The organism is Plantactinospora sp. WMMB782 (assembly GCF_049179135.1).
In the GTDB taxonomy this organism is placed as follows: Bacteria; Actinomycetota; Actinomycetes; order Mycobacteriales; family Micromonosporaceae; genus Plantactinospora.
This window is the reverse complement of the sequence record NZ_JBMHMC010000007.1, coordinates 7,643,094-7,661,872: the sequence shown is the minus strand read 5'-3', so window position 1 is coordinate 7,661,872 and position 18,779 is coordinate 7,643,094. Positions and strand designations below refer to the sequence as shown.

At 71.9% G+C, this 18,779-nt stretch carries 12 protein-coding genes and 1 pseudogene; 10 read left to right on the top strand and 3 right to left on the bottom strand.

Annotated features, from left to right (window positions below; all coding sequences use genetic code 11):
* Positions 1-200 precede the first annotated feature (200 nt).
* Positions 201-1,967, top strand: coding sequence for a thiamine pyrophosphate-dependent enzyme (locus ACN28A_RS36170; RefSeq protein ID WP_421403258.1), 1,767 nt, complete (start codon positions 201-203; stop codon positions 1,965-1,967).
* A gap of 5 nt (positions 1,968-1,972) precedes the next feature.
* Positions 1,973-5,062, top strand: a complete 3,090-nt coding sequence (locus ACN28A_RS36165; protein WP_421404830.1) for an FAD-binding and (Fe-S)-binding domain-containing protein — start codon at positions 1,973-1,975, stop codon at positions 5,060-5,062.
* 402 nt (positions 5,063-5,464) lie between these two features.
* Here the strand turns inward: ACN28A_RS36165 and ACN28A_RS36160 are convergent, their stop codons facing one another.
* Positions 5,465-5,887, bottom strand: coding sequence for a PRC-barrel domain-containing protein (locus ACN28A_RS36160; RefSeq protein ID WP_421403256.1), 423 nt, complete (start codon positions 5,885-5,887; stop codon positions 5,465-5,467).
* A 295-nt stretch (positions 5,888-6,182) separates the two neighbouring features.
* Here ACN28A_RS36160 and ACN28A_RS36155 point away from each other — a divergent pair.
* Positions 6,183-7,106: pseudogene (locus ACN28A_RS36155) on the top strand (sigma-70 family RNA polymerase sigma factor); the annotation flags it as partial.
* 567 nt (positions 7,107-7,673) lie between these two features.
* Here ACN28A_RS36155 and ACN28A_RS36150 read toward each other — a convergent pair.
* Both ACN28A_RS36150 and ACN28A_RS36145 read right to left on the bottom strand, forming a co-directional pair.
* Positions 7,674-10,712 carry a S8 family serine peptidase gene (locus ACN28A_RS36150; protein WP_421403254.1) on the bottom strand — a complete coding sequence of 1,013 codons (3,039 nt, stop codon included), beginning with the start codon at positions 10,710-10,712 and terminating at the stop codon, positions 7,674-7,676.
* 330 nt (positions 10,713-11,042) lie between these two features.
* The gene (locus ACN28A_RS36145; protein ID WP_421403252.1) at positions 11,043-12,713 is read right to left on the bottom strand and encodes a glycoside hydrolase family 30 beta sandwich domain-containing protein; all 1,671 of its coding nucleotides are present in this window, start codon (positions 12,711-12,713) and stop codon (positions 11,043-11,045) included.
* Between the two features lie 342 nt (positions 12,714-13,055).
* Here ACN28A_RS36145 and ACN28A_RS36140 point away from each other — a divergent pair, with 342 nt between their 5' ends.
* The 7 genes from ACN28A_RS36140 to ACN28A_RS36110 all read left to right on the top strand — a co-directional run bounded on the left by ACN28A_RS36140 (position 13,056) and on the right by ACN28A_RS36110 (position 18,753).
* Entirely contained in the window at positions 13,056-14,846 is a 1,791-nt protein-coding gene (locus tag ACN28A_RS36140; protein WP_421403250.1) for an ABC transporter ATP-binding protein, read from the top strand.
* 74 nt (positions 14,847-14,920) lie between these two features.
* Positions 14,921-15,055, top strand: coding sequence for a keywimysin-related RiPP (locus tag ACN28A_RS36135; protein ID WP_421403248.1), 135 nt, complete (start codon positions 14,921-14,923; stop codon positions 15,053-15,055).
* A 40-nt stretch (positions 15,056-15,095) separates the two neighbouring features.
* Positions 15,096-16,928, top strand: coding sequence for an asparagine synthase-related protein (locus ACN28A_RS36130; RefSeq protein WP_421403246.1), 1,833 nt, complete (start codon positions 15,096-15,098; stop codon positions 16,926-16,928).
* Between the two features lie 10 nt (positions 16,929-16,938).
* On the top strand, positions 16,939-17,199 hold the full coding sequence (locus ACN28A_RS36125; RefSeq protein WP_421403244.1) for a lasso peptide biosynthesis PqqD family chaperone: 261 nt from the start codon (positions 16,939-16,941) through the stop codon (positions 17,197-17,199).
* The gene (locus ACN28A_RS36120; protein ID WP_421403242.1) at positions 17,196-17,636 is read left to right on the top strand and encodes a lasso peptide biosynthesis B2 protein; all 441 of its coding nucleotides are present in this window, start codon (positions 17,196-17,198) and stop codon (positions 17,634-17,636) included. The genes ACN28A_RS36125 and ACN28A_RS36120 overlap by 4 nt, the downstream gene beginning before the upstream one ends.
* Positions 17,633-18,175 carry a MauE/DoxX family redox-associated membrane protein gene (locus ACN28A_RS36115; protein WP_421403240.1) on the top strand — a complete coding sequence of 181 codons (543 nt, stop codon included), beginning with the start codon at positions 17,633-17,635 and terminating at the stop codon, positions 18,173-18,175. Before ACN28A_RS36120 ends, ACN28A_RS36115 begins: the two co-directional genes overlap by 4 nt.
* Positions 18,176-18,183: 8 nt before the next feature.
* Positions 18,184-18,753: a hypothetical protein gene (locus ACN28A_RS36110; protein ID WP_421403238.1), complete on the top strand. Its 570-nt coding sequence runs from the start codon at positions 18,184-18,186 to the stop codon at positions 18,751-18,753.
* Positions 18,754-18,779 lie beyond the last annotated feature (26 nt).

Below are 18,779 nucleotides of genomic sequence, written 5' to 3'. Positions count from 1 at the left end.
CGGCTTTCGGTACCGCCCCGGGACGACAGGCCCGCCTGACGGCGGCGGAAGCCGGGGCCCCGGGTCGGTTTGCGGTCCGGGAGGTCGGGTAGCCGCCGGCACGTCCGCCCTGGTCGGCGCGGGTCCGGCACGGCAGGTGGACGCCGCCGGGCGGCGGGAGCGCCGACGAGGGGGACGAACCTCGGAACGCGGAGGTCGACGTGCAGGAGATCGTGGGCGAGAGCCTGGCCCGACGCCTGGTGGAGTGGGGCGTCGACACCGTGTTCGGGTTGCCCGGCGACGGCATCAACGGCCTGATGGAGGGATTCCGCCGGCAGCGGGAGAAGCTGCGGTTCGTGCTGGTGCACCACGAGGAGGCGGCGGCGTTCATGGCCACCGGCTACGCCAAGGCCACCGGCCGGCTCGGGGTGTGCGCGGCCACCTCCGGACCGGGAGCGATCCACCTGCTCAACGGGCTCTACGACGCCAAGCTCGACCACGTGCCGGTACTGGCGATCACCGGTATGCAGGAGACCTCGGTGCTGGGCTCGCGCTACCAGCAGGAGGTGCACACCACCCAGCTCTACCAGGACGTGGCCGGGTACAACCTGATGGTCACCAACCCGCAGCAGATGCCCGCGGTGGTGGACCTGGCGATCCGCGACGCGCTGAGCAGGCGGACGGTGGCGCACCTGACCTTCCCCAACGACGTGCAGGTGGCGCCGGCCTCGGAGGACCCGTACCGGCACGTCAGTCCGGGCACGCCGCCGATGAGCGCGGCCGTGGTGTCGTACCCGCGGCTGCCGCCGGACCCTCGGGACCTGGCGAAGGCGGCCGAGGTGCTCAGGGCGGGCCGGAAGGTGGCCATGCTTGTCGGTGTCGGTGCCCGCGGTGCCCGCGAGGAGGTGCTCGCGGTGGCGGAGGCGCTGGCCAGCCCTATCGTCAAGACGCTGCCGGGCAAGCTGGTGGTACCCGACGACCATCCGCTGACCACTGGCGGACTCGGCCTGCTCGGCACCGCGCCGAGCGAGGAGCTGATGGAGGAGTGCGACACGCTGCTGATGGTGGGCACCTCCTTCCCGTACGGCAAGTTCCTGCCCGCCGCAGGGCAGGCGAAGGTCGTGCAGATCGACGTCGACCCCAGCCTGATCGGGATGCGGTTGCCGGTCGAGGCCCCGGTCTGCGCGGACGCCCGCCTGGCGCTGCGGGACCTGCTGCCGATGCTCGGCCACGGCCCGGACCGCTCGTTCCTGGAGAAGTACCAGCGCAAGATGGCCACCTGGCGCTCGGAGATGGCCGCTCTGGTGGATCCGAAGCGGTCGCCGATCGCGCCGCAGTACCTGATGGGCTGTATCGACGCCGCCGCCGCCGACGATGCCATCCTCACCTGTGACTCGGGGACCATCGCCACCTGGTCGGCGCGGCACTGGACGATCCGCGGCGAGCGCGAGTTCTACCTGTCGGGCAACCTGGCAACCATGGCTCCCGGCCTGCCGTACGCCATCGCGATGCAGCACGCGTACCCCGGTCGGCAGGTGATCGCGTACGTCGGGGACGGTGGGTTCGCCATGCTGATGGCCGAGTTCCTCACCGCCGTCCGGCACGAACTGCCGATCAAGGTGGTGGTCAACAACAACAACTCGTACGGGCAGATCCTGTGGGAACAGATCATCCTCGGCTACCCCGAGTACGCGGTGCGGCACCGTCAGCCGGAGGCGGACTTCTCCAGCTGGGCCCGTGGCTGCGGTGCGTTCGGAGTCAAGGTGACCGACGCGAAGGCGCTGCCGGGCGCCATCCGGGAGGCCCTCGGGCACCCCGGCCCGGCGTTGGTCGACTGCGACGTCAACCCGAACGAGCCACCGATGCCCGGCAAGATCAAATATGATCAGGCGAAGCATTTCACCGAGGCGTTCCTGCGCGGTCAGCCGCACAAGGTGGCCACCGTCGCATCCGTCGCCCGCGACAAGATCAACGAGTTGCGTTCGTGACCGGGGTGCTGCCCGACCCGGTCCTGCGTCCACCCGGGCCGGCCAGCGACGTCGACCGGGCCGCCCTCGCCGCCGCCCTGCGGGCGGAGGTGGACGGCGAGATCCGCTTCGACGCCGGCACCCGTGCCGCGTACTCCACGGACGCCTCCAACTACCGTCAGGTGCCGCTCGGGGTGGTGCTGCCCCGCACCGTGGAGGCGGCGGTGGCCGCCGTGGCCGTCTGCCGCCGGCACGGCGCGCCGCTGACCTCCCGGGGCGGTGGCACCAGCCTGGCCGGCGAGTGCACCAACACCGCGGTGATCGTCGACTGGTCGAAGTACTGTCACCGGCTGCTGGAGGTCGACGAGCAGGCCCGCACCTGCCTGGTCGAACCCGGCATCGTCCTGGACGAACTCAACGCCCGGCTCGAGCCGACCGGACTGGAGTTCGGGCCCCGGCCGGCGACCCACAACCACTGCACGCTCGGCGGGATGATCGGCAACAACTCCTGCGGCGCCACCGCCCAACGGGCCGGCAAGGTGGTCGACAACCTCGTCGAACTGGAGGTGCTGCTGCACGACGGCACCCGGATGTGGGTGGGGGAGACCGGCGACGAGGAGTATGCCCGCATCCAGCGCGGGGGCGGACGCCGGGCCGAGATCTACCGGCGGCTTCGGGCGCTCCGCGACGAGTACCAGGCCGACATCCGAGCCCGCTACCCGGACATTCCCCGCCGGGTCTCCGGCTACAACCTGGACAGCCTGCTGCCGGAGCGGAACTTCCACGTCGCCCAGGCCCTGGTCGGCTCCGAGGGCACGCTTGTCACAGTGCTGCGCGCCCGGCTGAAGCTGGTCCCCCGGGTCAGGGCCGACGCGATGGTGTTCCTCAGCTATCCGGACATCGCGTCGGCCGGCGACGACGTGCCGAGAATCCTCGAACACCGCCCCGTCGCGCTGGAGGGGATCGACGACAAACTGGTCAACTTCGAGCGGCGCAGGAGCATGCACCCGCAGGCGTTGCACGAGCTGCCCGAGGGCGGCGCCTGGCTGATGGTCCAGCTCGGCGGCGACATGCCCGGGCAGGCACGCGCCGCCGCGGACCGGCTGATCGCCGCCGTCCGCCGCGACGGCGGGCCGCGCGTGCACGAGTTCGCCGACCCGGCCGACGAGAGGCGGATGTGGGAGGTCCGCGAATCCGCGCTGGGCGCCACCGCCCAGCTACCCGACTCCGCCAGCACCTGGCCCGGCTGGGAGGACTCGGCGGTCGCCCCGGACCGGCTCGGCGACTACCTGCGCGACCTGCAGGCGCTGTTCCGCGAGTACGGCTACCAGGATGCCTCGCTGTACGGGCACTTCGGGCAGGGCTGTGTGCACACCCGGATCCCGTTCCGGTTGCGCACCGCCGACGGAATCCGGGACTTCCGCTCCTTCGTCGAGCGCGCCGCCGACCTCGTCGTGTCCTACGGTGGGTCGTTCTCCGGTGAACACGGCGACGGGCAGGCTCGGGGCGAGCTGCTGCCGAAGATGTACGGCGAGCGGCTGATCCGGGCGTTCGGCCAGATCAAGGCGATCTTCGACCCGGACGACCTGATGAACCCCGGCAAGGTGATGCCGCCGTACCCGCTGGACAGCCACCTCCGGCTGGGCGTCGACTACGACCACGGCGACGTGCGTACCGGCTTCGCCTACCCGGACGACGGCGGCAGCTTCGGCAACGCGGTGCTGCGTTGCGTGGGCGTCGGCAAGTGCCGCCGCCACTCCGGCGGGGTGATGTGTCCGTCCTACATGGTGACCCGGGAGGAGGAGCACTCGACGCGGGGGCGCTCCCGCCTGCTGTTCGAGATGCTCGACGGTGCCGCCCGGGGCGGCACCATCGGCGACGGCTGGCGCTCCGCCGCGGTACGTGACGCGCTCGACCTCTGCCTGGCCTGCAAGGGCTGCAAGGCGGACTGCCCGGTCAACGTGGACATGGCCACCTACAAGGCCGAGTTCCTGGCCCACCACTACGCTGGCCGGCTACGTCCCCGGTCGCACTACTCGATGGGCTGGCTGCCGCTGGTGGCCACCGTCGCCGCCGGGCTGCCGCGCACGGTGAACGCGTTGACCCGCGCCCCCGGGATCGGCCGCCTGGCCAAGATCGTCGGCGGGATCGATCCGCGCCGGGACATCCCGCTGTTCGCGCCGGAGTCGTTCCAGCACTGGTTCGCCCGCCGTACCCCGACCGGGGACGGCTCCCGTGGCGAGGTCGTGCTCTGGCCGGACACCTTCACCAACCACTTCCAGCCGGCGGTGGCACAGGCCGCGGTCGAGGTCGTGGAAGCCGCCGGATGGCGGGTCCGGGTACCGGAAGGCCCGGTGTGCTGCGGCCTGACCTGGATCTCCACCGGCCAGCTCGACGTCGCCAAGCGGGTGCTGCGACGCAGCGTCGACGCACTGCGGTCGCACCTGCGCGCCGGCACCCGCGTGGTGGGGCTGGAACCGAGCTGCACGGCGGTGTTCCGCGGCGACGCGCACGAGCTGTTCCCGGCCGACGACGACGTCACCCGGCTGCGGAAGCAGACAGTCACGCTCGCCGAGCTGCTGCACGAGCACAGCCCCGGCTGGCAGCCGCCCCACCTCGACGCGCACGCCCTGATCCAGACCCACTGCCACCACCATGCCATCCTCGGCACCGCCGCCGATCGGGCCGTGCTGTCCGCAGCCGGCGTGGACGCGGACTTCCTCGACTCCGGCTGCTGCGGCCTGGCCGGCAACTTCGGCTTCGAGCAGGGCCACTACGAGGTGTCCGAATCGTGCGCGGAACGGGTGCTGCTGCCCGCCGTCCGGGACGCCGCCGACACCGACGTGCTCCTTGCCGACGGCTTCAGCTGCCGTACCCAGGTGGAGCAGAGCGCCTCCGCCGGCCGCACCGCGATTCACCTGGCCGAACTGCTGCGCGCCGCCCTGCACGCCGACACCGTGCCCCGACGGCCGGAGCGACGCTGGGCGGCCCGGCCCCGACCGCCCGGCCCGGTCACCCGCTGGACGGCAACCGGGCTGGTGGCGGCAACCGGGCTGGTGGCGGCAGCCGGGCTGGCCTGGGCGAGCGCACTGGCACGCCGCCGATGGGGCCGGTGATGGCGCTGGTATCCAACTGGTCCGCCACCCGGACCGCCGTGGTGGCGCCGCGCGGTCCCTGCCGACGAGCGGCGGTTGCCGCACCGGGACCGTGCGGCGCCACGACCGGTCAGGTTCGGACGCCGCCGGCACAGCCGACGGGACGTCCGTCAGTCACCCTCGACGGGCGTGTCCGGCGGGTCCTGGGAAGGGACCGGCTGGTTCGTACCGGAGCCGTATGGCGACCGCTGGTCGGGCGGAACGGTCCGGTGCTCCCGGCGGCCACCGCTACCCGCCGTGCCGGCCGGTGGAGGACCGTCACTGTCCTGCACGAGCCGGGTTTCGCCACTGCGGCGCATCTCCGGCTGCTGAACGTTCGGCATGTCTACCTCCTCGGTCCTCGCCTGTCATGGCCGGTGCGCCTCACATCCGGTACCAGGGGAAGCGGGGGTAGGTGTACCCCGCACCCCAGTACGGCGGGTATCCGTAGTAGCCGTACAGGGACCGGTAGTAGTCCGGCTCGTCGATGACCTCGGGGTCGTACTCGGGGGCGGCCGCAACCCGCTCGCGCGGCTCCCCGACGTGCACCGTGTCGTCGGTGATCTCGACGATGGCGTCGATCGGGATGAAGACGGCGGTGGCACCGATGCCGAGGATCCCGCCATGCTCGACCCGCAGAAAGCGGATCTTGTGTTCGTCGGTGTCGACCAGCAGGTCGTCGACCTTGCCGAGGTCCTCGCCGTTTTGGTCGCGCACGTTGCGACCGCGGATGTCGTCCCCGGGGTCGGCGAGGATCTGATCACTGTCGCCGAGCTTGATCAGCGACGAGGTGCTCTGGGCTGCCATAGCGGTTCTCCCTTCTCGTGCTTCTCGTGTCGGAGGGCGCCGTTGAGGCGGTCGGCCCTCGTCTCGGTCCTTCAGGGCTACCGCCCGGCGCACGGGCTCAAACACCTCCACGCCCTTTTATGGCGACTGCCGGCGTACGTCGGCCAGGTGTGACGGCGTGGACACGGGTCCATGACAGGTTCGTGACGAATGGCGAAGTCGGGTTTCCCCGCACTCGGCTGGGTTACCTCGGAGTTCGTAGCTTTCGTCCCGGGTCTCAGGGCGCGGCACCGGGGCCGGATACCAGCCCGCCGCCATGGTGGGGAGCCGATCGTCGCGGCCCTGCCGCGCGGCGTGGCCGCAGCTGCCGGACCCGCCCCGGGTCTTCCGCGTCTGGTGGGTCGGCCGGAGACCGGGGTATCCGGGTCGGCCGGAGACCGTGCTGCACGTCGATCCTGACCCTTCAGGAGGTCCCATGTCTGTCGTTACCGAGCACCGCCCGTCCGGGCCTGCCCCGGTCGCCGCCGGTCGCGACGCGGGGCCTGCTCGGGTCGCCGACGATCGGGAGGCGGCCACGGTGGAGGCGGCTCGGCGGATGCGTCGGCCCGGCTGCCCGCCGGCCGAACGTGACCGGTTGCGCGACGACATCCTGCGGCGGCACCTGCCGTTCGCGCACCGCCTGGCCCGGGGGTACGCCGACCGCGGCGAGAACCTCGACGACCTGTTCCAGGTCGCCGCGCTGGCCCTGATCAAGGCGGTCGACGGGTACGACCCGGACCGGGGTGCCAGCTTCACGGCGTATGCCCGCCCGACGATTCTCGGCGAGCTCAAGCGACACTTCCGGGACCGGGTCTGGGGCGTCCACGTGTCCCGACAGCTCCAGGAACGCTGCCTGGAGGTGACGCGTGCCCGTGCCGACCTGACGCAGCGCTTGCAGCGCACGCCGTCCGTGTCGGACATCGCCGCGGCGCTCGGTCTGACCGAGGACGACGTACGCGACACCGAGGCGAGCACGTCCGCCTACCGCTGTGAGTCGCTGAATCGTCGGGTCGGGTTGGACGACGACGCGGGGGAGCGGCAGGACCTGCTCGGTGAACGGGACGCGGCCCTCGACGCGGTCGGTGATCGGGTGACGCTGGAGGCGATGCTGCGGCTGTTGCCTGCCCGCGGACGTCACGTCGTGCGACGCTACTTCTTCGACAACCGCAGCCAGGACCAGATCGCCACCGAACTCGGCACGTCGCAGATGACGGTCTCCCGGCTCCTCGCCCGGGCGCTGGCGCAGCTGCGCGCCCGCCTGACGGCGGACCCGGAGGCCGGCGCCACGACCGGCGCCGGGAATAGTCCGGTACGCACGTACGAGTCCGAACCAGGTTGCCTTGTGGCGGCCGTCAGGGAGCCCTCGACGGGCGGTGCGGCGGCCACTTCCTGGCGCGACGCGCTGGTCCAGCTTGTCGTACACCGGCGCCCCCGCACCTTCGTGGTGGACCTGCGCCGGATGCGGCAGGGGCCGGCCGTTGTCGCGCCGGTACTCATCGATCTCTACCGGGCGTCCGGGCACACCGGATCCCGGCTCCGCGTCGTCAACGTGCCACCCGAGCTGTACGCGGCACTCCGGGTGCGCGGCGTCACGCGGCTCGTCGCCTGTCGGGTGCGGACGGAGCCCGGTGTGGGCGGCGACGGGCGCCCGGCGGCCAGGGCACGGCGTGTCCCGGTCGTCCGGCATCCGCAGGTGAGTGACGGAGGCGACCGGCGGGGGCCAGAGCCGTCCAGCCCCGCATCCCGCCGGTCGCCCGTCAGGTGTTGGTCATCGCGAGCTGATCAGCGGCCCGGAGACGACCTTCCCACCGGTGGTGAACTCCGTGTACGCCCAGTGCTCGACGTTCGGCAGGGTGCCTGTCGGCGTCAGCCGGACGGTGTAGTAGTTCCCCCGGGTGAGGCTCGTGGTCGGGGTGCCCCCCGCGTCGGTGAGCTGCACCGTCGTACCGGTGTAGCTGCCGTTGCGGGCCAGGACCGTGGCGGCGAACTGGTAGTTGGCCGTCCCACCCGCCGTCGCGCCACGCTGTGCGTGCACGTACGCCGTGTAGGTGCCGGCCTCCGGCAGATACAGCACGCTCCGTTCGTTGCTGCTCCAGTAGTCGAGGCTGTGGCTGACGAGCTTGCCGTTGCGGTACACGTACAGATCGAGGTTGGCGGCGCCGGTGCTCGTCGTCTGGACGATCAGGCCCGCCGACCCGGTCGGCACGGTGATGCTGTGCGACCGGATGTTGTCCCCCTGCGAGTCGAAGAAGGTCGACGGGTACGTCGTGGACAGGCTGGCGCTGCTCCACGAGACCGCCCGGTAGCCGGTGGTGCGGGTGGTCACCGGCCCGGTGAACCCCGGCTGGAACAGTTTCTCGCCGAACGAGCCGTGCCAGCCGAACTGCGCGAGCGAGTCGCTGTCGTCGTCCGTCCTCGGGTTGAAGCCCCACGGCCTGGTCGACACGGTCATCCGTACCGAGTGCGCCGGGCTGGCCCAGGTGATGGCGCCCGCGGCGTACCGGTCGAAGGGCGCCGAGCCCCGGTTGACGGTGATCGCGACGGTGACCGTGTTGCCCGGGCTCACGGTGAAGCTCGACGGGTTCATGGTGACCGACATCCCCGTCAGGCCGGAGACGCTGGCCTGGTAGGTCTCCGGTGTGCTGCCGACGTTCGTGAACCTGCGGTTCACCGTGACCGTGTTCGTCCCGTCGTACTCCCGGAGTGCGATCGACGGCAGGTTGAGTTCCTTGCCGTCGGGCGTCGCGGCGTCCCGGAACGCGGTCAGCTCGGCGGCCGACGGCACCACGGCCAGCCCGGGGTCGTTGGCGCGGGTCGGGTCCGGCATCCCGCTGCCCTGCTTGAGGGGGCTGCTGGTGCCGACCGTGTCGGTCGCGGTGGTGCGCAGTGCCGACGCGATGGTGCCGGGCGACCAGTTGGCGTGCAGGCCCTTCAGGATGGCGGCCATCCCGGCGACGTGCGGCGCGGCCATCGAGGTGCCCGAGTACACGTCGAAGTTGCGGTTGTTGTTGCCGGGTGGCGCCACGGCGGCGACCACGTCGGTGCCCCGGGCCGCCAGGTCGGGCTTCTGGAGTCCCGTGTGGACCTGGTCGGGCCCCCAGGAGGAGAAGTTGACCACGGACGGCACGCCGGGCAGGCTGGAGCCGTTGCCGCCGGTGGAGAGCGTGACGGTGCCGGTGGTGGGCCGGCGCTGGAGATAGGTGAGGAGCGGACCGGCCTGCTGGCGGGTCCAGAGCGTCACGGTCGGGAAGCCGTACAGGTTGTTGATCCGCTTGACCTCGACGTCGCCGAAGAGGATCACCGCTGCGCCGCCCTTGGCCCGTACCTCGTCGACGGCGGCGAACTTGTCGCTGTAGTTGCAGGCGACGACCCTGCCCTGCACCTTGGTGGCGTCGAGTGAGCCCGGCTGGCAGGTGGTGGTGCCGTCGGTCGACGCCTGGCCGGCGTAGACCAACGACCTGGATCCGCTCGGCAGCGAGTCCACCGACGTGCCGACGATGCTCGCCCCGCCGCCGAGCGCGATGGTGGCCTCGTTGGCGTTGCTGACCGCCGCACCGACGGTGGTGACCCACGGGTAGGTGTTGCTGATGGTGCCGGACTTGCCGTCGTTGCCGGCGGAGGCGGCCACGAACACCCCACCCAGGTAGGCGTTGAGGAACGCGTTGCCGATGGCGTCGTTGGGCACGAAGTCGCCGCCGGTGTAACCGACGGAGTAGTTGATCACCTGCACGCCGTCGACGACCGCGGCGTCGATCGCCGCGATGATGTCGGCGTCCGTGCCGGTGCCGTCCCACAGGGCCTTGTACACCGCGATGTGCGCGTCCGGCGCCACCCCCGCGATGGGGCCGAGGTCGCGGCCGTCGACCACGGTGTTCGATACGGGTACGCCGGCCGCGGTCGAGGCGGTGTGCGAGCCGTGCCCGAGCATGTCCCGGGCCGAGAGCACCTCGTTGGCCGGCAGCGTTCCGTACTGGGCGAGATAGTCGGTGGCGAAGTGCCGGGCGCCGAGAATCTTGCCGTTGCAGGCGGAGGCGGGGAACTGGGCGCCGGTCTGGCAGGTGCCCTGCCACCCTGGTGGTGCCGACATCGTCCTGGCGAACGACGCGCTCTCCGGCCAGATGCCGGAGTCGATGACGCCGATCACGACACCGGCGCCGGTGCCGGGGGCGGCGAGTGCGACCGGGGCGTGTCCCGGCCTTCCGCCGGTGGTCAGGCCGACGGTGTTGCGGAGCACGGCGGAGCCGGCCCGGCCGGCCGACGGCTGTCGCCAGGTGCTCGTCGACGGCTGTCGCCAGGTGCCGGTCGGGGTCGTGGAGTGCGCCTCGACCGTGCGTTGCTCGGTGACCGCCGCGACCCGTTGGTCCGCGCGCAGCGCGGCGACCTGTGCCGGCGACAGCGACGCCGAGAAGCCGTTGAACGCGGTGGTGTACGTCTGGTCGGCGCGGGCGTCCACCCTGGACAGCACGGCCGAGCGGGTGGCGGCGAGGTGGTCACGGTACCTGCGTGCCGCATCCGATCGCGCGGCGAGCCTCTCGCCGGCCTTCGGGCGGGTGGCGGGCAGCGCGTCCACACCGCCGGAATACGCTGCCACCGGCGGTTCGGCGAGCCGGACCAGGTATCGGTCCGACCTGCCACTCTCGGCGGGCGTGCTGGTTCGGCGTTCCGTGCCGCCGGTGAACGCGGCCGGCGCGGGGTTGTTGTTCGCGAGCGCGGGAGTCGAGCCCATGAGGCCGACGCCGGACGCCAGCAGGAGGGCGACGACAGGTGCCGCCAGCCTGCGCTTCCATGGGTTGATACCGGTAGCCACCTGGCTCCTTCCTGGATGCCGGACGACATCCATTGATCATGGGACTACGCCAGGTGGTTAGACAGGCAGAGTTGACTCCATCAGATCCCCCGTGTAGTCACTGATCGACCTTCGCCGATCATATGATGTTTCGTCGGCGCCAGGTGCCGAAAAGACCACAGTGGCCGATGACCAAAGTCACGTGGCGGGTTTCGATGATCTTCCTTTTCCGCCATCGCGGCGGCGTCGGCTCCCGAACGCCGTTCCTCGATCACTCGGCGCAGGCCCGGCCCGGCCCGGCCCGCGGGAGCCCGCCACGTCGGTCGTCTGCGCGATCGCCTGCTCTCGCGGTCAGCCGGCGGTGCAGGATCTGATCTGTGGTCGGCCGCCGGAGTTGCCGTTCATCATCGTGGTGAAGCCGAACGTGTTGCCGCTGCCGTTGGAGCGCATCGTCAGTACGGTGTTGTTGTTGCTCAGGCTGGCGGTGCCGCTCCAGGTGGTGCTGATCGACTGTGGCGAGTTGACGGCGACGACGACGGTCCAGCTGGCGGCGCCGCTGACCGTGACGGCGGTGTTGTAGCGGTCGCCCCAGACCGTGCCGGCCGCCGTCGACGCGGTGCAGCTGCCGCCGGCCGGCGGGGTGCTGGGCGGGGGCGTGCTCGACGGCTGGCCGGTCGGTGGGGTGGTCGGGGCGGAACCCTCGCTGACGGTGATGGTGGAGATGCTCCGTGCCGGGATGTTGACGGTCGCCTGCCCGTCGCCCAGGCTCACCGGCTGGGCCGCGGCACCCAGGCTCTGCGAGGTGACCGTGTACTCGGCGTTCCCGATGCTCTGCGGCGTCTGGACCACGGCGTTGTTGACCGCGCTGTTCGAGCGGTTGAGGATCACCAGCGTGACCTTGCCCCTGCCCTGGTAGGCCGTGACCTCCAGGCCGGAGGTTCTCGAACTCTTCGTCACGGCGACCCGCCGGTCGCCCGGGCGGACGTACCTGGAGTACTGCGAGAACGCCTGGCCGCGCCGGAGGACCTGACCCTTCGTGGTGCCGTACTGCGCGTCGCCGTCGCCGATGAAGGAGTAGAAGCGGCGGCCGTACCACCAGATGTACGCGCTCCAGCCGGACTCCATCGACCTGTGCACGGTCCGCATGATGTCGTCCAGGCTCTCGTTCCAGACGGTCGCGTTGCCGGGGTTCCCCCAGATGTTCGAGCCGTTCCCGTCGGCCGCGTGCAGGTTCCACTCGGTCATCCACTGGTTCTTGCCGTACTGGTTCGCCAGCGGGTACGGGGAGAGGTTCCCGCTGTTCTCGGCGTCGTAGAGGTGTCCGCCGACGTAGCCGATGTTGTTGCGAGCCGTGGCGTCCTGGAGCGTCGGGTCGGAGTACGCGCGGTTGAACCGCAGGGACTCGCCGACCATGAGCCTGGTGTCCCTGACCTTCGCGCCCTGGTCACGGACCCAGTTCCGCATCTCGGCGCCGGTCCAGTCCATCGAGTCGTAGTCGGGGTGCCAGTCCGGTTCGTTCTGCACCGAGGTCACGTCGATGGCGACGCCCTGGCTCTTCATGTACTGCACGTAGCCGTTCAGGTGCTCGGCATAGTCGTCGTAGTAGTCGGTCCTGAGCTTTCCGCCGTTGATCCTGCTGTTGTTCGTCTTGAAGTTCGCCGGGGCCGTCCAGGGCGAGGCCAGGATCTTGACGTCGGAGCCGTAGGACTTCGCCGTTCGCAGGCTGTTCGCGTACAGGTTCCACTCGCTCGACACCGGCGACACCACGGTCCGGATGATCGACAGCCCGAGCTGACCCGGGCCGGTACCGACGAGTGTCTGGGTTTCGCTGTCCGTCCACGGGTCACCGGAGCCACCGAAGATCGGGGTTGCGGCCCCGAAGCCGTCGATCGTCTGGTAGGTCGAGGCGGTGTTGACGGTGAGGTCGGGCGTCGCGGCCGACAGGGGCGGGGCGGTCAGGACTCCCGCCACGGTGGTCAACGCGGTGGCCGCGGCCACCACCAGGATTCGGGACCTCTTCACGTTTCTACTCCACTGGCTAGGGCGGCAACGGCCTCCGGGGCGGTGGGCGTGAGCTCGCCACGACGGCCCGGTGCTGGGAAGGTGGGTGCCGCATCCAACGGAGCGGAAGTCCCGCGACCGAGTTGCATAGAGATCTATCTATGCGGATCTCAAATCTAGCCCCGATCCTCCGCGCTCGCAACCCTCGTGATCACGTTCGGATATAGCCGGAGTATCGGACCGCGCCGGAAAGTGTCGGTGGGCCGGAGCCGAAGCCGGCCGGCGACTCCGACAGCCCGCACCTCCCCGCATCCCGCAACTCCCCGCATCCCGCAACTCCGACATCCCGGTGAGGACGACGGCATGCCGCCCAGCACCTGTGCCGCCGGCCGGACGCCGCTGGCGTCCCTGCTCAGCTACGTCCGCCCGCACGCCTCCGGCCTGCTCGGCGGAGCGGCGCTGATGTTCCTCGGTGGACTCGCCAACCTCGCCCAGCCGATGGTGGTGAAGAGCCTGATCGACGCGCTGACCGGCGGCACCCCGTACCGCGGGCCGATGCTGGCACTGGTCTCGCTGCTGCTGTTCAGCGTGGTCGTCGGGGTCTGGGGCATGTACCTGGTGGAGCTGACCGCCGAGAGCGTCGTGCTGACCGCGCGCCGACGGCTCGTCACCCGGCTGCTGCGCCTGCGGGTCGCGGTCGTCGACGGCGCCGAGCCCGGCGACCTGATGTCACGGGTGACGGGCGACACCACGCAACTGCGCGCGGCGGCCACCAGCAACGTCGTCGACCTGGTAGCCGGGGTCTTCCAGATCGCCGGTGCGGTGGTCCTGATGGCGCGGCTCGATCCGGTCCTGCTCGCGGTGGTACTTGTCGTGCTGCTGCTGCTCGCCGCCGTGACGCTGGCCCTGGTGCCCCGGATCCGCCGCGCCGGGGAACAGGCGCAGGAAGCGGTCGGCGGGATGGGAGCGGTCCTCGAACGTACACTGGGAGCCTTCCGGACGGTCAAGGCCAACGGCGCGGAGGAGCAGCAGGCCCGCGCGGTGCACGCCGCGGCCGGGCGGGCGTGGCGACGGGGGCGGCAGGCGGCGCGGTGGGTCTCGCTGGCCGGCGTCGCCACCGGCCTCGCGGTCCAGGTCGCCTTTCTCGTGGTACTCGGGGTGGGCGGAGCCCGGGTCGCCGCCGACGAGCTGGCCGTGTCCGCACTCGTCGCCTTCCTGCTGTACCTCTTCTATCTCGGCGGCCCGGTGACCCAGCTGGTGGGCGGCTTCACCGGGCTACAGGCCGGGCTGGCCGCGGTCCGCCGGATCGACGGGATCGCCGACCTCGCCGCCGAGGACCTGAGCCGGCCGGCGGACCCGGACCGCGTCGGGGCGCCCGTGACGGTGCGGTTCCGGGACGTCTCGCTGCGACACCGGCCCGACGGCCCGGCGATCCTGGACCGGGTCGACCTGCGGCTGCCCCCGACCGGACTCACCGCCGTCGTGGGGCCCTCCGGCGCCGGGAAGACGACCCTGCTGGCACTGGTCGAGCGCTTCCACGATCCGACCACCGGTCAGGTCGAGATCGACGGCCGCGACGTACGGGACTGGCCCCTGGCCGAGCTGCGCGCCCGGATCGGCTACGTCGAGCAGGACGCTCCGGTGCTGTCCGGAACGCTGCTGGACAACCTGACGATGGGCTCGGCGCAGTTGTCGGAGTCCTGGCTGGCGGAGGTCCTCGAACGGACCCGCCTCGTCCCGCTGCTGCGCCGGCTGCCGGACGGGCTGCACACCGCGGTCGGGCATCGCGGCGCGTCGCTCTCCGGCGGGGAGCGGCAGCGCATCGCGATCGCCCGTGCCCTGCTGCGCCGGCCGGGCCTGCTGCTGCTCGACGAGCCGACCTCGCAGCTCGACGCCATGAACGAACGCGCGCTCGGCCAGATCGTCGCCGACGTCGCGCGGACCACCACGGTGGTGATGGTGGCGCACCGGCTCTCCACCGTGACCGGGGCGGACCGCATCGTCGTGCTGGAGTCGGGCCGGATCCGCGCCGTCGGCACGCACGCCGACCTGGTGGACGGCTGTGACCTCTACCGCGGGCTGGCCGCGACCCAGATGCTCGCCGGGACCGGCCCCCGACGCTCGCAGCAAAGCTCCGATATCGCAGCAATATAGATCGATCTCGGATAGTGCTCGCACGGCGGGCTCAGGACGTCGGAGCCCGCGACCCAACCAAGGAGGACATCGAGATGGTGCAGAAGACGGCGTACCAGCGCCCGACCCTGTCGAAGCAGGGCACGTTCGCCCGCAGGACGGCCGGCAGCCTGTTCACCAGCTGCCGGGAGTCGTTCGTCACCCAGAAGCCGCGCTCCATCTGCAGCTGACGGCGCGCGCCCACCGCACCGAGACAGAGGGGTAGTTCCGATGGTGGCCGTACCAGGCGTGGCATCCGGGCTCTCGTGGTTCGTGGTCGTCCCCGACACCGACGGCGGTCGCGCACTCGCCGAACCGCTCCGGCGGCCGGGAACCGGACTGCGGACGCTCACCCACGCCTCCGGACGGCCGTGGCTGCTCGGTCGGTGGACGGACGACGAGGTGGCGGTGGCCGAGTTCGGCGACCGCCGCCTCGTCGCGCTGGGCGAGCACCGGCTCGGGGCGGGCGACCTCGAGCGACTCGGTACCGGCGCCCGCGACGCCGGACAACTCTGTGCCGCCCTGCACGGCCGGCCGGGCAGCTTCCACGCGCTCGCCTCGACCTCGGCGGGTACGGCGGTGCACGGCAGCCTCTCCGGCTACCGCCGGGTCTTCTTCGCCTCGGTGCGGGAGCAGACCCTCGCCGCCGACCGGGCCGACGTACTGGCCGGGTTCACCGGCGGGCGGGTCGACGACGAGGCCCTCGCCCTGCGGATGCTCGCCCCGTACGCCCCCTGGCCGATCTTCTGGCAGCCGGTCTGGCAGGGCGTGCACGCCGTACCGCCGGACCGGCGCCTCCTGTTGGACCGGGCCGCCGCACCGCGCACCGTGACCCGGTGGCGCGCCCCGGAACCCGAACTCGACCTGGCCACCGCCGCCGACCGGCTGCGCCGGGCGCTCTCCGACGCCGTGGCCGTCCGGGCGGGAGCCGACGAGGTGGTCGCGAGCGACCTGAGCGGACTGGACTCGACATCGCTGTGCGCGCTGGCCGCCCGGGGCGGCAGCCGGGTGGTGGGACTGACCTGTGTGAGCCCGGACCCGCTCGACGACGACCTGCCGTGGGCCCGCCGGGCCGCCGCCGAACTCGGCTCCGTGCGGCACGAGGTGGTGGACGGCGAGGCGAACCCGCTGCCGTACGAGGGCATCCTCCGGCCGGAGGACCGGTTCGACGAACCGACCGCCGCGGTGCTGTACCGGGCGAGCTTCCTGGCGGTGTCCCGCCGGGCCGCCGAGCACGGTGCCGGTGTCCGGCTCACCGGGTTCGGTGGGGACGAGCTGCTCAGCGCCGACCCCGCGATGCAGCTGACCCTGCTGCGGACGCATCCCCGGCAGGCCGTCCGGCAACTGCGGCTGCTCCGCTCGGCCTACCGGTGGGGACGTAGGGACACGCTGCGGGCGATCGTGGACCGGCGCTCGTACGGCCGCTGGATGGCCTCGCTCGGCGGTGACCTCGACGGCGCCGGAACCGCGCGGGCACGTCCGCTGCTCGGCTGGGGAGTACCTGTCGCGACGGCACCGTGGCTGACCACCGATGCCCGGGTACGGCTGGCCGAGGCCCTGCGCGAGCGGGGGAGTGCGGCGGTGCCGCTCGCCGAGGACCGTGGCCTGCACGGCCGGCTCGCCGGGGTGTACGCGGGTGCGGCGAACGCCCGGCACCTCGCCCAGTCGACGCGCCGGGTCGGGGTGACCGCAGCCCTGCCGTACCTCGACGACCAGGTCGTCGAGGCATGCCTGGCGGCACACCCCGCCCACGTCACCTCACCCCGGCACTACAAGCCGCTGATCCGGGCCGCCATGGCGCCGGTGCTGCCGCCGGCTCTGCTGGCCCGGGACACCAAGGCCGACACCTCGATCGCCGCCGCCCGCGGCGCCCAGCGGTACCGCGACGACCTGCTCGCCCTCGCCGACGACTCACGGCTCGCCGGGTACGGCCTGGTGGACGTCGCGGCACTGCGCGCGGCCGTCCGCGCCCCGGACGACCGCACCTGGTACGACCTCGACCAGACGCTGGCCTGCGAGACCTGGTTGCGGACCGTGGAACCCGCCCCCGCCATCCGATGCTGAGGGAACGACGATGACCTGGAAGTTGCCCGACCGGGTGTCCTGGACACCGACGGAGTACGGCGGCGTGCTGCTGGACGCCGCCTCCGGCGAGTACTGGACGCTCAATCCGAGCGGGGCGGTGGTGCTCGGCGCGCTGCTTGCCGGCGGTGGCCCCGAGCAGGCGGCGGCCCGGCTCGCGGCGGAGTTCGACGGCGACCCGGCGGTGATGGCCGCCGAGGCACCGGAGCTGATCGCCGAGTTGACGGCGGCCGGACTGGTGGTCGCGGGGTGACCTCGGAACAGGTGCTCAGACACGATCCCCGGCACCTCGGCCTGCGGCGGCGGCTGACCGTGCGGGCGGCAGTCGTCGTGGCCCGGCTGCTGGCCGGGCAGAAGCCCGACCGCATCCGTCTGGTGCTGCGTCGGCTGAGCCGTGGCGCGCGGCCAGCGAGTCGTGCGGAAGCGGCCGCCGCACGCCGGGACACCGTCACGACGAGCGCCTTCTGCAGCGGTCCGGTGGGTTGCCTGCCACGGTCGATCGCCACGGTGCTGCTGTGCCGGCTGGCGGGCACTTGGCCGGTGTGGCACGCCGGGGTACGCCGGTATCCGCCCTTCGGAGCGCATGCCTGGGTGTCGGTTGACGGTATCCCGGTGGACGAGCCGTATCCGGACGACTTCCACATCCCGCTGCTGACCGTCGCCGTCGACGACCGACCGGAACCCGGATGAGCACCGTCCTCGGGTACGTCTCCCTGCTCTGCCGCGGCACCCTCGTCGTGGTGTTCGGGCTCTCCGTGGTCGGCAAGTTGCGCAGCCGGGCGGCCTACGCCGGGTTCCGGGACGCCACCGGGCGGTTGACGGGACTGTCGGCGGGAAGGGCCGGGATGCTGGCCCGGCTCGTCGTCGCCTGTGAGGTCACCGTGGCGGCGACCGCGTCCGTCGGCCCGTTCTCCACTGTCGGGCTGGGCCTGGCCGGTGTGCTGCTGGTCGGCTTCACCTGGGCGCTGGTGCGGTCACCGGAGTCCGGGCGGGCACTGGAGTGCGGATGCTTCGGTTCGGCGGTCTCCACCACCCGGCGTACGGCGATCGCCCGCAACGTCCTGCTGCTGGCCGTGCTGGCCGGCGGCATCGCGAGCACCCGGCTCCGGACCGGGGCCGCACCGATGGGCTGGGACGCCACCGGTGTGTGTGTCGTCGGCGCCGTCGCGCTGGCCGTGGCGATCAGCCGGCTGGACGAGATCACCTCCCTGTTCACCGCTCGCCTGTGAGGTTGCGGATGTCCGTGCTCGTCGCCGTCGTCGTGCTCAGCAGCGTCTGGTGCGCGTTCAACACGGCCCTGCTGGTCGCGGTCGTGCGGCGGCTGCGATACCAGTCCGAACTGCTCTCGGAGGTGGAGCGCCGGGGAGTCCCCGCGCGTGCCCTTCCGCGCGGCGACACCGTGCGGGACTTTCTCGTCCACGACACGCGCGGCCGGCCGGTCACGCATGTCGTACCGGCGGCCACGCTTGTCGGCTTCTTCAGCCCGACCTGCGCATCCTGCCGTCGTGAGCGGGCCCGCTTCCGGACGGTGGCGGCGCGCTGGCCGGGCGGTTCCGAGCGGGTACTCGCCGTGGTGACGGGGCCGGCCGCGTCGGCCCGGTTTCTCCGCCGGCTCGACCCGGTGGCCCGGATCGTGGTCGACGGGGACAGTGCGCTGCGGCACGCGTTCGGGATCGAGAGCTTCCCGGCGATCTTCGTGCTGGCCGGGACCGGGTGCCTGAGCTGGACAGGCATCCATGCCGACGCGGTGCCGGCCCTGGCCGCGTCCTCGCCCGGTGGCGAATGTCCGGTTGGTCGACGCGCCTGATCGACTGGCTGATGCGCCGCAACCCC

Bases quoted from the DNA above. Each gene is read 5' to 3' on its own strand.
- ACN28A_RS36140 (WP_421403250.1), top strand. From the start codon at position 13,056: ATGCCGCCCAGCACCTGTGCCGCCGGCCGGACGCCGCTGGCGTCCCTG.
- ACN28A_RS36160 (WP_421403256.1), bottom strand. From the start codon at position 5,887: ATGGCAGCCCAGAGCACCTCGTCGCTGATCAAGCTCGGCGACAGTGAT.
- ACN28A_RS36130 (WP_421403246.1), top strand. From the start codon at position 15,096: ATGGTGGCCGTACCAGGCGTGGCATCCGGGCTCTCGTGGTTCGTGGTC.
- ACN28A_RS36110 (WP_421403238.1), top strand. From the start codon at position 18,184: ATGTCCGTGCTCGTCGCCGTCGTCGTGCTCAGCAGCGTCTGGTGCGCG.
- ACN28A_RS36135 (WP_421403248.1), top strand. From the start codon at position 14,921: ATGGTGCAGAAGACGGCGTACCAGCGCCCGACCCTGTCGAAGCAGGGC.
- ACN28A_RS36115 (WP_421403240.1), top strand. From the start codon at position 17,633: ATGAGCACCGTCCTCGGGTACGTCTCCCTGCTCTGCCGCGGCACCCTC.
- ACN28A_RS36125 (WP_421403244.1), top strand. From the start codon at position 16,939: ATGACCTGGAAGTTGCCCGACCGGGTGTCCTGGACACCGACGGAGTAC.